Raw genomic sequence first — 13,506 nt, 5'->3', positions numbered from 1 at the left:
TCCCGTTAAACGTCTCTTGTTTAACGATACTTCAAATCCATCGACAGCGTCAAAGCATCTACTTTGAAGAGACTCTTTCTCTTGATTTTAACTTCGTTTTCATGCGCTTTTCATCACGTTCAAGTACGGGTTTTAAATATTTCCCTGTATAAGAAGCTTTTTCTTCTGCTACTTCTTCCGGGGTACCGGTAGCGATGATCTGTCCGCCTTTTTCCCCGCCTTCGGGACCAAGGTCAATAATGTGGTCCGCTTCCTTGATCACATCTAAACTATGTTCAATGATGAGAACAGAATCGCCATTATCCACCAGTCTCTGCAGAACTTTCAGCAGACGTGAAATATCATCTACGTGAAGTCCAGTGGTCGGCTCATCGAGTATATAAAATGATTTTCCATTCGAACGGCGGTGAAGTTCACTGGCCAGCTTTACACGCTGGGCTTCACCCCCGGAAAGCGTTGTTGCCGGCTGTCCTAGCTTAATGTATTCAAGTCCAACATCTGCGACAGTCTGCATTTTCCGTTTGATCTTAGGAATGTTTGCGAAAAACTCCAGCGCCTCTTCAATCGTCATGCCAAGGACTTCTGAAATATTTTTCCCTTTATACTTCACTTCCAGAGTTTCGCGGTTGTAACGTTTGCCGTCGCACACTTCACATGGTACGTACACGTCCGGCAGAAAGTGCATTTCGATTTTGATGATTCCGTCTCCACGGCAGGCCTCACATCGACCGCCTTTGACGTTGAAGCTGAACCTGCCTTTTTTATATCCGCGTATTTTTGCTTCGTTCGTTTGTGCGAAAACATCACGGATATCATCAAATACTCCGGTATAGGTGGCGGGATTGGAGCGCGGCGTCCGTCCGATCGGTGACTGATCGATGTCGATGACTTTTTCCAATTGATCTATGCCTTTGATTTCTCTATGTTTCCCTGGCTTCTGCTTGCCGTTATGAAGCTTCATGGATAATGACTTATATAAAATATCATTGATCAGTGTACTCTTTCCTGAGCCTGATACACCAGTGACGGCTGTAAATAATCCAAGAGGAATACTTGCGTCCACTTTTTTCAAATTGTTCTCTTCAGCCTGTTTGATCGTAATATAACGTCCATCCGCTTTACGTCGTTTTGCTGGAAGAGGAATAAATTTCTTGCCGGACAGATATTGTCCGGTAAGCGATTTGCTGCTTTTCATCACCTGTTTCGGTGTGCCCTGGGTAACGATTTCACCGCCATGAGCACCTGCACCTGGTCCGATATCGATCAAGTAATCAGCAGCCAGCATCGTGTCTTCATCATGCTCCACAACGATTAACGTATTATCTAAATCACGCATTCTTTTCAGCGTATTGATCAGTCGATCGTTATCTCTTTGGTGAAGACCGATTGATGGTTCGTCAAGGACATAAAGGACGCCCGTCAAAGCAGAACCAATTTGAGTAGCCAAGCGGATACGCTGAGCTTCGCCACCCGACAGTGTTCCCGCAGATCTTGAGAGGGTCAGGTAATCAAGGCCTACATTAGCCAAAAAGCTTAACCGTTCACAGATCTCTTTAAGGATCATGCGGGCGATGGTCTCTTCCTTCTCGGTAAGCTCAAGGCTATCGAAAAATTCCTTAGCTTCCGTAACCGAATATTCGGTCGTCTCTCCCACATGTTTGCCTCCGATCAGCACGGCTAACGCTTCCTCATTCAAGCGGTTACCCTCACACTTCGGACATGGCTTTTGTGCCATATATTTCTCCATCTGCTCACGAATAAAGTCAGAACCGGTTTCCCTATACCTTCTTGATATGTTAGGGATGACTCCTTCATAAAAGATTTCATTTTCACGGACTTTACCAAAGTCATTTTCATAACGGAATTGAACCTTTTCATTTCCGCTCCCATAAAGGACGCGGTCCATCTGATCTTTTGATAAATCTTTGACCGGTTTGTCCATATCAATGCCATAATGATTCGCTACGCTTTGTAACAGCTGAGGATAATATTGAGAGCTTGTCGGCTCCCAGGCAGCGATGGCATGGTCCCTTAAAGATTTATTCCAGTCGGGAATGACGAGATCAAGATCCACTTCAAGCTGAGTTCCCAGGCCGTCACAGCGGCTGCATGCTCCATATGGACTGTTGAATGAAAACATACGCGGCTCCAGTTCGCTTACTGAAAAACCGCAAATCGGGCAGGCATGATGTTCACTGAACTGCAATTCTTCCCCGTCAATAATATCAATGATTAGATGACCAGCTCCTAGCTTCAAAGCCGTTTCGATGGAATCGGAGAGCCGCCCTTCAACGCCATCTTTCACAACGATTCTGTCAACGACTACTTCAATCGAGTGCTTCTTGTTTTTTTCCAAAGATATTTCCTCGGAAATTTCCCTCATCTCTCCGTCTACCCGCAGGCGAATGTAGCCTTCTTTACGGAGCTGTTCGAACACTTTCACGTGTTCTCCCTTCCGCCCGGAAACTACAGGTGACAAAACCTGAAGCTTCGTACGTTCCGGCTGCTCCATAACCTGGTCTACCATCTGCTGGACAGTCTGGGAGCTGATTTCAATGCCGTGATTCGGGCAGGTTGGGCGTCCAACACGAGCATACAGAAGTCTGAGGTAGTCATAAATTTCCGTAACGGTACCTACGGTAGAACGTGGGTTTTTACTCGTCGTTTTCTGATCGATGGAGATTGCTGGAGACAGCCCTTCAATGGAGTCTACATCAGGCTTATCCATTTGGCCGAGAAACTGACGCGCATACGCACTCAATGATTCAACATATCTTCTTTGACCCTCGGCGTAAATCGTATCAAAAGCTAAAGAAGACTTACCAGAGCCAGAAAGACCGGTCATGACCACGAGTTTATTTTTTGGTATATCTATATCGATATTTTTCAAATTGTGGGCTCTTGCCCCTTTTATACTAATGTTCTTACTGGCCATAAGGTCCTCATCCTTTCGCTTTTAATTCTAAGATGACATCCCGCAGTTCTGCTGCACGTTCGAAATCTAAGTCCTTAGCAGCCTGTTTCATCTCAGTTTCCAAATTATCCACTAATTCCAAACGCTCTTTTTTCGTCATTTCCGATGGTTTCTTTTCGGTCAGATAGGATTCTTCTTCCTCCGCTACCTTCGTTGCAGAAATGAGACTGCGAATTTCTTTCTTGATCGTTTTAGGGGTGATGCCGTGTTCCTCGTTATAAGCGATCTGCTTCTCTCTCCTGCGGTACGTTTCATCTATGGCGTACTGCATTGATTTTGTCGTTTTGTCCGCATACATGATCACTCGCCCGTTTTCATTACGGGCAGCCCGTCCTATCGTCTGAATCAACGAGCGGTCCGACCTTAGGAACCCTTCTTTATCCGCATCCAAAATTGTAACTAAGGAAACTTCAGGGATATCGATTCCTTCCCTTAGAAGGTTGATTCCAACGAGGACATCATACTTGCCTAGACGCAGATCCCGTATGATTTCTATTCGCTCCATCGTATTGATTTCGGAGTGAAGATAAGCCACTTTGATCCCGATTTCCTTAAGGTAATCTGTCAAATCCTCAGACATCTTTTTAGTCAAGGTGGTGACGAGCACACGTTCATTGATGTCTTTCCGCTTATTGATCTCTCCAATCAAATCATCAATTTGACCGTGGATCGGCCGAATTTCTATTTCCGGATCGAGCAGTCCTGTTGGACGGATGATCTGTTCCGTCATTTTAGGAGTATGCTCAAGTTCATAAGGTCCAGGTGTTGCAGACACATAGGTGATAAATTCGATTTTCTTTTCGAATTCTTCAAACCTTAACGGACGGTTGTCCAATGCCGAAGGTAATCGGAATCCGTGATCGACTAGAACTTGCTTCCTCGCCTGGTCTCCGTTAAACATTCCTCGGATCTGGGGGAGCGTAACGTGTGACTCATCCACTATGATGAGGGAGTCCTCAGGAAAATAATCCATCAATGTATATGGTGTTGCTCCTTTTTCTCTGAATGTCAAATGTCGGGAATAGTTCTCAATCCCCGAACAGAAGCCCATCTCATTCATCATTTCCAAATCATAATTCGTGCGCTGTTCCAAGCGCTGGGCTTCTAACAGCTTGTTTTGATCCTTCAGTTCTTTAACCCGCACGTGCATTTCTTTTTCAATATTTTCGATTGCTTTTTTCAGTTTTTGTTCTCGGGTTACGAAGTGGGAAGCCGGGAAAATAGCTACATGCTCACGGTCGCCGACAACTTCTCCGGTCAGTACATCAATTTCCCTGATCCGATCAATTTCGTCTCCAAAAAATTCTACGCGAATTGCGTGTTCCTCACGTGAAGCAGTAATTACTTCCACAGAGTCTCCTCGCACACGGAAAGTTCCGCGCTGAAAGTCGATATCATTTCGAGCGTACTGGATATCCACTAATGAACGGAGCAGTTCATCACGGTCCTTTTCCATTCCAGGACGGAGTGACAAAACCTGGCTGCTGTATTCTTCAGGAGAACCTAAGCCATAAATACAAGAAACACTTGCGACGATGATTACATCGTTACGCTCAAATAACGACGTGGTCGCAGAGTGGCGGAGTTTATCAATCTCATCATTTATGTTTGAGTCTTTTTCGATAAATGTATCTGTCTGCGGAACATAAGCTTCCGGCTGATAATAGTCATAAAAGCTGACAAAATACTCTACAGCGTTGTTCGGAAAAAACTCCTTGAACTCACTGTAAAGCTGCCCTGCCAATGTCTTATTATGAGCAATAATCAGGGTCGGTTTATTAACTTCCTGTATGACATTCGACATCGTAAAGGTCTTCCCTGTACCTGTAGCACCTAGTAAAGTCTGGTGTTTCTGGCCGTTTTGAATCCCTTTGACAAGTTCATCTATTGCACGAGGCTGATCGCCTTGAGGTTGATATTCTGAAACTAATTCAAATTGATTGTTCATTTCACAATCCTCCGTTCTACATTCGTTCATCAATAGTTTACCACAATATTTTACCATTCTAACATGCAACGAACAAACATTCGGTACTGTACTTTGATAGAATATCTTCCCAGTCCAAATCGAACGTAAAAAAACCTAAGGATACTACATCCTTAGGTTTTTATTTTTATTCGTAAGATTGATCATACTGATTGACTTCGAATAAATCAATCAACTCGATATCTTCATGTTTGTCTTTGAACCAGCGCAGAGAGAAGTCGTTTTTAAATAACACAAGCGGCTGTTGTTCACGGTCCAATACAAGCATGTTCCGGTCATCGAACATAGACTCATCCACTTGATCTTGAGGAATCCAGCGTGGGATCCGCTCACCGATGGAAGTCAGTTCAACCTCGACATTGTATTCATTTTTCATGCGGTATTCAAATACCTCATACTGCAGCTCACCGACGGCTCCGATGATGTAATCTTCAAAATGATAGTGCTTGAACAACTGGATCGCACCTTCTTGTACAAGCTGCTCTAAACCTTTTTTGAAAGACTTTGATTTCATGACGTTTTTTGCCGTAACCTTTTTGAATAATTCAGGGGGGAACTGCGGCATTTCATCAAACTCAAAGTTTTGTTTACCCGTCAAGATTGTATCACCGATTCGGTAAACATTTGGATCATAGATTCCGATAATGTCGCCTGCGTACCCTTCTTCCACAGTTCCTCGTGAAGAAGCGACGAACTGCTGCGACTGTGCAAGCTTAAACGTTTTACCGGTCCTTGAAAGAGTTACGTTCATTCCTCGCTCAAACTTCCCGGAACAAATTCTTACAAAAGCTATCCTGTCCCGGTGCTGAGGGTTCATATTCGCTTGAATTTTGAAGATGAATCCAGAGAACTCTTCATTTTCTGGAGATACTGTACCTTCAGTAGAGCGGCGTGGAGCAGGCTCAGGTGCATAATTGATAAATGTGTTAAAGAAAGTTTCTACACCAAATGGAGCCAGCGCACTTCCGAAGAATACTGGTGTTTGATCCCCTTTCATCACTTTATCGAGATCAAATCCGTCTCCTGCTTCATCCAGAAGCATCAACTCATCTTCAGCTTCTTTATATGTTGGATCTTCCGTAAGCTCAGGATGTTGATCAAGCTCGGAATTAGGGATGTACGTTTCTTCTTCATTTCCCGTATATTGTACGAATTGCTCATTTTCTCTATCGAAAACACCCATGAATCGTTTCCCCATACCAACAGGCCAGGTCATTGGATACGTTTCTATATTCAGAGTCGATTCGATTTCTTCCATTAATTCTAGGGGCTCACGGCCTTCACGGTCCATTTTATTAATGAAAGTGAAAATAGGGATACCGCGCATTTTACAGACTTTAAATAATTTCAATGTCTGCGCTTCGATTCCTTTAGTACCATCAATGACCATGACTACGCTGTCAACGGCCGTCAATGTCCGGTACGTATCTTCACTGAAATCTTCGTGTCCGGGAGTATCAAGAATATTGACTTGATATCCTTTATAAGGAAAGTTCATCACACTAGAAGTTACAGAAATTCCTCGCTGTTTCTCGATTTCCATCCAGTCTGAAGTAGCGAACTTTCCTGACTTCTTCCCTTTCACCGTACCCGCCGAGCGAATCAGGTTACCGAACAGAAGCATTTTTTCTGTCATTGTCGTTTTACCAGCATCCGGGTGGGATATAATTGCAAATGTCCGGCGCTTTTCCATCTCATTTTTTATCGTCATCGTGATATCCTCCAGTTCTATTAATGGATCATTTCAATGGTTGGATAGGATATACGTATCACATCGGCCATTTCACTCCATAACAAAGGCCGCTCACTCGACGAGCGGCCCTTCGAATTTAAAACTCTCTACCTTGAAAGTTAGCATATCAAGCACTTAAAATCAATATGTCTGTTCAACATGGGCGTCATGGCATGGATTTTCATAAACAGGAGAAAATAGCCAAAGATAAAGGAAGAAAATTACCCCGTTTACCTGTTATAATGATTAAAAAGACTAGAGTTAGGATGCAAGCTATGCAGTCATACCTTTTACAACCTAAAGATATTATAAAAATTACAGGACAAACGTTTTATGATCGTGGAGAGCAATACTATAAGCAAGGAAAAGTATACGCCCTCTCTCATAACAGCGCCATTCGTTCCTGGCGAGCCGTCGTGACGGGTACTCATGATTATGAAGTACGCGTTTTCTTTTTTGAAGACGACGACCTGGAAGCCCGATGCGAATGTCCCGCTTATGATACGTACTTCAGCTGCAAACATATTGCAGCCGTTCTATGTGCAATAAGAGAGCAGGCCATTGCAGAAGCATCTCCTAAACTGACGCAGCAGACTGAAACGCCCCCTGAACAAACGGACCATAAAATGGACCGTGTATTTGCTATGCGATTATACGAAACGTTCCGTGACCGTCAGGAAAACCGCTATACGAACTCTTCCAAACAGGCATTGAATATCCAATATTATTTACACATCCAATCCCTGCTTGGAAGTAAAAATCTTGCGCTTGAAATTAAGCTTGGTGAGGACTACCCATATGTGATTAAGGACATCCGCAGTCTTCTTCAACATATCCGCCAGGACCAGCCTTACCGTATTTCAAAAAAATTCTCATACGATCCGGCCGATCATTATTTCAAGGATAATGATTTGAAAATCATTGAAAAGCTTCATGACGCTTATGAACAAGAGCTTTTTTATGATCGCCACTGGAACTCTGGAGAACAGCGCGTCCTGACGATACCTCCCGCTCTCGCCCCGGATCTAATGAAATATTTGGCGCCACAGTACTGTGAAGTCATCGAACGAGGCAGTGCTGTCGGTCAATTAGAGCTGATGGACGATTTTCCAGAACTTGATTTTTATATTGCTGAAGAGCGAGGCATGTATCATCTGCACATGAATCAGCTTAAGAACTTTGAATACTTAAAGGAGTACCACCTCCTTTACAACAATGCGTGCTTCTACCCTTTATCTCCAGAAAAAGAAGAGGTGGTCCGCACGCTCCATTCCCTTCTTCCATACAATTCCAACGGGAACCATACTGTAGGGCAGGTCGACATGGAAGGGATCGTATCTTATGTACTTCCAGAATTAAAGTCAATCGCTAATGTAAGGCTTGATCCTTCCGCTCAAAGTAAAATCGTGCAAGAGGAATTGACTACGAAAGTGTATTTGGATTTTGAACAATGGGCTCTGACGATCGATGTATCATTTGTTTATGGCGATCATACCCTTCATCCCTTTAAAAAGCAGAGCGTAGATAATCAGCAAATCATCCAGCGTGACCGTGAAACGGAGCAGTCGATTATCCATATCATTGAACAGGCTGAGTTCAGATTTGATGGTGAAACAGTGTATCTAGAAGAAGATGAAGCGCTTGACCGCTTCTTGATCGATTATTTGCCAGAATTGGCCCAGATAGCAGATGTTTACACCTCTAACTCTGTAAAATCAATCATTGACAATCAGGACCGTGAGCTCGTCCCTTCAGTAGACATCGAAAGCGATGGCAGCTGGCTGGATGTGAAGTTCGGAATAGATGGCATTTCTGAAGATGATGTCAGTAACGCCTTAAGAGCCGCTATCGAACGGAAGAAGTACTACCGGTTATCAGATGGGGCTTTACTGTCACTTACTTCAGAATCATTTGAAAGATTCCAGACATTAGCAGAAGAATTAGACTTATCCTCATCTGATATTGATGGGTCTTCTCTACAAATCTCCAAAGCGAGGAGCCTGCAAGTTAATGATGCACTGGCTCTTGAAGAAAAAGAGCGCAATGAGCGATTCAGCCAGCTTGTCCAGCGGCTGCAATCCCCGCAATCGTTCAATATCGATCCGCCTGATACTCTAGAAGCCGAACTAAGGAGCTACCAGCTGACAGGATTCAGATGGTTAAAAACTCTTTCGACTTACGGACTGGGTGGTGTGTTAGCCGATGATATGGGACTCGGAAAAACTGTCCAAAGTATCGCTTTTTTACTTTATGAAAAAACAGAAGGTCTGATGGAGCAGCCAGCGATCATCGTCACTCCAGCCTCTCTTGTATATAACTGGAAAAAAGAAATTGAAAAATTCTCACCAACGCTATCCGTTCAGGTGATTACAGGAGACCCCATATCCAGGAGTGAACAGATCCAAAAAGCGAGCGCAGATATACTAATCACTTCTTATCCTTTGCTGCGCCAGGACGTTACGTTTTATGAGGGGAAAACCTTCCACGCCATAATATTGGACGAAGCGCAGGCAATCAAAAACGAATCGACGAAAACTTCTCAGGCTGTTCGCTCATTAAAGGCAAAGCACCGTTTTGCTTTAAGCGGTACACCTATCGAAAATTCATTGACCGAACTATGGGCACTTTTCAGGACCATCATGCCAGGTTTTTACACAAGCAAGAAAAAATTCCTCCAAATGAAACCTGAAAAAATAGCTCGGATGACAAGACCATTTATTTTACGACGCATGAAAACAGAAGTGCTCGAAGAACTTCCTGATAAAATTGAAACTGTACAATATTCAGAACTTACACGCCCTCAAAAAGAAGTGTATTTAGCCTATTTAGAAAAAATACAGTCTGAAGTTAAAGAAACGATTGCAACGAAGGGGATTCAGCGTGGAAAGCTTGAGATTCTGGCCGGCTTAACGAGACTACGGCAAATCTGCTGTCACCCTGCCCTCTTTCTAGAAAACTACGAAGGAGAATCAGGTAAACTCGAGCAGCTGAAAGAACTCGTGTCAGAATTGAAAGCAGGCGGTCACCGCGTGCTCATCTTTTCCCAGTTTGCAAGCATGCTCAAGCTGATGTACGAAGAGTTAACGAAAACTGGATTAGAAGCATTTTATTTAGATGGAAGTACAAAAAGCGAAGCCCGTGTAGAAATGGTTGAACGATTCAATCAAGGAGAAAATGATGCATTTTTCATTTCATTGAAAGCCGGAGGAACCGGGCTGAACCTGACAGGAGCCGACACTGTCATTCTTTATGACTTATGGTGGAACCCGGCTATTGAAGAACAAGCAGCTGGTCGAGCTCATAGGATCGGACAGGAAAAAGTCGTTCAAGTCATCCGCATGATTTCAGAAGGTACGATTGAAGAGCGCATTTTCCAGCTACAGCAGAAAAAACGCGACCTGGTCGATCAGATTATTCAGCCGGGAGAATCGATGCTAAGCTCATTGAGCGAAGAGGAAATACGCAACTTATTTCAATAACGACGAAAAAAAGCTGTCGCACAGAAGTTCTTTTCTGTGCGACAGCTTTTTTAAACGGGTTAAATATGTTTCTTATGAAGCTTGAACCAATAGCCGCCTAATATCATTCCACCGATAACTGTGGTTATAGTAGATAGAATCATATGCATGGAGGAAGCAAGAACAACATTACCAGTCACTACAATGACAAACCCGACTACAGCGTTCAATAAGATCGTCGATAAATAAGCCCAGGCAAGGACTTTATGATACTTGAACCTCGTCGCGTAAATCACATACCAGAGGGCTGCTACAAAAATGACGACTGTAGCCACCCAATGAAGAGAATATACCATGTTGGCAACCGACTCACTTCTAATCAAGTACTCAGCCGCAGGAATATCCATCATGACATTACTGGCGCGGCTGTGTTTGAAAAATGCACCAAGAATGACTTGGGCCATATAAACGGTGAACCCGAGCACAAAAGCCCGGTAACTCATGCTTACAGTCGACCAGCTTACCTGATCCAATTCGATTTTCGTTTCGTGAAGACTGTAACTCAGCAGCACGAGAATGAGCAGCAGCACTTGACTAAACGTGACATCTAAAGTTGTAAATCCAGGAGGTGTCCCAAGCAATACGTTTAAACCGCCAATTGCCGATTGGAACAGCAGCATTCCTAAACTCAAAACCGCCAGAACTACAACAGCGCGTTTTTCACGATGCTTTAAAATCGCTCCGACTGCATTGATGAACGTTAAGATAGCAAGCAAAGGAACCATTAATCGGTGAGAATATTCGATCAGTATATGGTAATCTGTAAAGTCTGGTATAATCTGACCATTACAAACCGGCCAAGTCGTCCCGCATGCATCTCCTGAATTAGTAGCAACTACTAAATTACCAAGAATGAGAGCAATAAACGTGACGATTGTCGTTAATATCGAGAATTTTTTCATCGTCTTACCCTTCCTATTTCTAGTCATTTAATCATCTTCTCACAAATCATATCATGAAATTGCCTATAGGTTGCGGGTTCCCCTCATGAATTTTTTGTGAACTTCTTATCCTTACTCCGTTTTCCAATCCACAAATAAAGGAGAGAAATGATGATAAGGAAAATATTCACCAATGAAAAAACACCACCATAATGGTCGTCATCCCAGTAAGAAACGCCACTCCTGAAGGTGTAATCACTCACCGGATAAAAAGTCGGCACGGCATCTTCTACGTGGGTGAGCAGATCCAGAATGACATGACCGAGCCACCCATACATGAAAGCCGTCCATCTCGTCAATTTCCTGCCTTTTATATAAATAAGTACAACAAAAATCAAGGCCCATATAAATAAAGAATGCCCCGTTTGCCGGAGCAAGGATACAACCGGATGCTCAAATAATTCGTGGACAACCATATAGAGATACTCTGATAAGTCCGTACTGCCGAATATATGGGCCCTCTCTATAACCAAATATAGAAACATCACGTAATAGACGACATCTGGGAATATGCTCCCCATTATGAACCAGGCTAAGTAAGGACTTTTTCTCGTTGCGAAAAACGTCCAATAACCGTGATGCAGGGTATTCATAGGCTCCCTCCCTTAGTCTATCCAGTTTACCCTCCCTGCTCTTTTTTGTCATTATTTTTAAGGTTTATAGAAAAAGATGAAAGGGTACCCCAAAGATAGACAGGAGGCAGAATTAAAATGAGTTATAAAGCTTATATATTCGATGCATATGGTACATTATTCGATGTCCATTCTGTCATGGATGCCATTCATGACCATTTTCCAGACAAAGGGCCGCAGGTCAGCGAGCAGTGGCGCAGCAGACAAATTCATTATTTCATGGTGCGTCAATTGATCGATGGGTATGTTTCATTCGATCAAGTCACTCGCTGGGCCTTAAAAGATGCACTCGTTTCTTCAGGTGCAGAGGCGGATAATGAAACCATAAATCATTTGATGAAACAATACGAAAAATTAAAACCTTACGATGAAGTTCCTTTCTTGAAAGAAAAGCACCCTGAAAAGGAATTAACGATTTTTTCAAACGGAACGAAATCAATGCTCAAGCCACTGCTCGATAACAACCAGCTGGCTGAGTCCTTCCTGCAGCTCAGTGCGGATACACCGAAAGTCTATAAACCTCATCCGGACGCTTATCATTTTGCAGAAGATAAGCTGCAGGCTTCACAGGACGAAATTCTATTCTTTTCGAGTAATCCATGGGATGTCGCAGGAGCTGCCCAGTATGGTTTCGATACCGCCTGGGTTAACCGTAATGAACAAAAGTGGCCGGAATTAGGAATTGAGCCTACTCATATCCTTCATGATTTGACTGATATTCCTTCAAAGCCATAAGAAAAGCCTCAAGACCGTGAACCCGGCCTTGAGGCTTTTTTTAGCTGACGACGGTCTGGCTCTGCCCTTGTGTCTTCTGCGCTTCAGCTTGGGCTTGTTTGATTAAACAACGTCCTTTGCCGTGCGGAATGCACATCGGAGTACCAAAAAGCGGATCCTGTCGTACATCACAGTTCATTTCAAAAACATGCTGCATCAATTCACAAGTAATGACATCTTCAGGCTTCCCTTGATCAAAGACTTCTTTATCCTTCACAGCCACAATATGGTCTGCATATCGACAAGCCAAATTTATATCGTGAAGAACCATGACTACCGTACGTCCATTATCCTGATTCAAATCGAACAATAAATCGAGAATATCAATTTGGTGGGTCATGTCTAGATAAGTCGTCGGTTCATCAAGCAGCAGCAAATCTGTATTTTGAGCGAGCGTCATTGCGATCCACGCCCTTTGACGCTGACCTCCTGATAAAGAATCCACCGAACGGTCCTTCAATTCGGTCAAGTTCGTATCGTGAAGAGCCTTATTGACAGAATCTTCATCTTCCTTCGACCACTTTTTAGCCCAGCTCTGGTATGGGTAGCGTCCTTGCTTGACTAGCTGATAAACACTCAATCCTTCAGGAGTAGTCGGACTTTGTGGAAGAATCGCCATTTTTTTAGCAACATCTTTCGTGCGCATTTTAGAAATATCAGCACTGTCCAGAATGACTTCTCCGGATTTCGGCTTCAGCAATCGAGCAAGTGAACGAAGCAAAGTGGATTTTCCGCAGCCGTTACCCCCAATTAAAACGGTAACTTTCCCTTTAGGAATTTTTATATCTAATGAATCAATTATAATTTGATCTCCATAACCTAACGTCAGATTGTTCGCCAGCAATGACTCCATCTGCTTTTCTCTCCTTTACAAACGACCCGTTCGTCTGAATGGTTTAAGTATAATTTCAAGTATATTCTCAGTTAATTAATTCAAGAATGGGCTAT

At 43.3% G+C, this 13,506-nt stretch carries 8 protein-coding genes; 2 read left to right on the top strand and 6 right to left on the bottom strand.

The window, feature by feature from the left end:
• Nucleotides 1-58 precede the first annotated feature (58 nt).
• The 3 genes from uvrA to O2Q26_RS10405 form a co-directional block, all read right to left on the bottom strand.
• Entirely contained in the window at nt 59-2,935 is a 2,877-nt protein-coding gene (gene uvrA / locus O2Q26_RS10415) for an excinuclease ABC subunit UvrA (RefSeq protein ID WP_289215848.1), read from the bottom strand.
• Nucleotides 2,936-2,942: 7 nt separating this feature from the next.
• On the bottom strand, nt 2,943-4,922 hold the full coding sequence (gene uvrB, locus O2Q26_RS10410) for an excinuclease ABC subunit UvrB (RefSeq protein WP_289215847.1): 1,980 nt from the start codon (nt 4,920-4,922) through the stop codon (nt 2,943-2,945).
• Nucleotides 4,923-5,088: 166 nt separating this feature from the next.
• A complete protein-coding gene (locus O2Q26_RS10405) occupies nt 5,089-6,672 on the bottom strand; it encodes a peptide chain release factor 3 (RefSeq protein WP_289215846.1) in 1,584 nt (527 codons plus the stop codon).
• Nucleotides 6,673-6,968: 296 nt separating this feature from the next.
• Here O2Q26_RS10405 and O2Q26_RS10400 point away from each other — a divergent pair, with 296 nt between their 5' ends.
• Entirely contained in the window at nt 6,969-10,172 is a 3,204-nt protein-coding gene (locus O2Q26_RS10400; protein WP_289215845.1) for a DEAD/DEAH box helicase, read from the top strand.
• 59 nt (nt 10,173-10,231) lie between these two features.
• On the opposite strand, the gene O2Q26_RS10395 is transcribed toward O2Q26_RS10400, so the two are convergent.
• Nucleotides 10,232-11,113, bottom strand: a complete 882-nt coding sequence (locus O2Q26_RS10395; protein WP_289215844.1) for a COX15/CtaA family protein — start codon at nt 11,111-11,113, stop codon at nt 10,232-10,234.
• Between the two features lie 83 nt (nt 11,114-11,196).
• Nucleotides 11,197-11,745 (bottom strand): metal-dependent hydrolase, encoded by a 549-nt coding sequence (locus O2Q26_RS10390; RefSeq protein ID WP_289215843.1) that lies wholly within the window; start codon nt 11,743-11,745, stop codon nt 11,197-11,199.
• A gap of 117 nt (nt 11,746-11,862) precedes the next feature.
• Between O2Q26_RS10390 and O2Q26_RS10385 the strand changes: the two genes are divergently transcribed.
• Nucleotides 11,863-12,519 carry a haloacid dehalogenase type II gene (locus O2Q26_RS10385; RefSeq protein WP_289215842.1) on the top strand — a complete coding sequence of 219 codons (657 nt, stop codon included), beginning with the start codon at nt 11,863-11,865 and terminating at the stop codon, nt 12,517-12,519.
• Nucleotides 12,520-12,559: 40 nt separating this feature from the next.
• Here the strand turns inward: O2Q26_RS10385 and O2Q26_RS10380 are convergent, their stop codons facing one another.
• A complete protein-coding gene (locus O2Q26_RS10380) occupies nt 12,560-13,411 on the bottom strand; it encodes an ABC transporter ATP-binding protein (protein ID WP_289215841.1) in 852 nt (283 codons plus the stop codon).
• Nucleotides 13,412-13,506 lie beyond the last annotated feature (95 nt).

This window comes from Halobacillus campisalis, from assembly GCF_030345335.1.
GTDB lineage: Bacteria > Bacillota > Bacilli > Bacillales > Halobacillaceae > Halobacillus_A > Halobacillus_A campisalis.
Note: the sequence above shows the minus strand (reverse complement) of the source record. Positions and strands in the feature narration are given on the sequence as shown.

Excerpts from the sequence above, each read along its gene's own strand:
- O2Q26_RS10405 (WP_289215846.1), bottom strand. The coding sequence starts at position 6,672 with ATGACGATAAAAAATGAGATGGAAAAGCGCCGGACATTTGCAATTATA.
- uvrB (WP_289215847.1), bottom strand. The coding sequence starts at position 4,922 with ATGAACAATCAATTTGAATTAGTTTCAGAATATCAACCTCAAGGCGAT.
- uvrA (WP_289215848.1), bottom strand. The coding sequence starts at position 2,935 with ATGGCCAGTAAGAACATTAGTATAAAAGGGGCAAGAGCCCACAATTTG.
- O2Q26_RS10400 (WP_289215845.1), top strand. The coding sequence starts at position 6,969 with ATGCAGTCATACCTTTTACAACCTAAAGATATTATAAAAATTACAGGA.
- O2Q26_RS10390 (WP_289215843.1), bottom strand. The coding sequence starts at position 11,745 with ATGAATACCCTGCATCACGGTTATTGGACGTTTTTCGCAACGAGAAAA.
- O2Q26_RS10380 (WP_289215841.1), bottom strand. The coding sequence starts at position 13,411 with ATGGAGTCATTGCTGGCGAACAATCTGACGTTAGGTTATGGAGATCAA.
- O2Q26_RS10395 (WP_289215844.1), bottom strand. The coding sequence starts at position 11,113 with ATGAAAAAATTCTCGATATTAACGACAATCGTCACGTTTATTGCTCTC.
- O2Q26_RS10385 (WP_289215842.1), top strand. The coding sequence starts at position 11,863 with ATGAGTTATAAAGCTTATATATTCGATGCATATGGTACATTATTCGAT.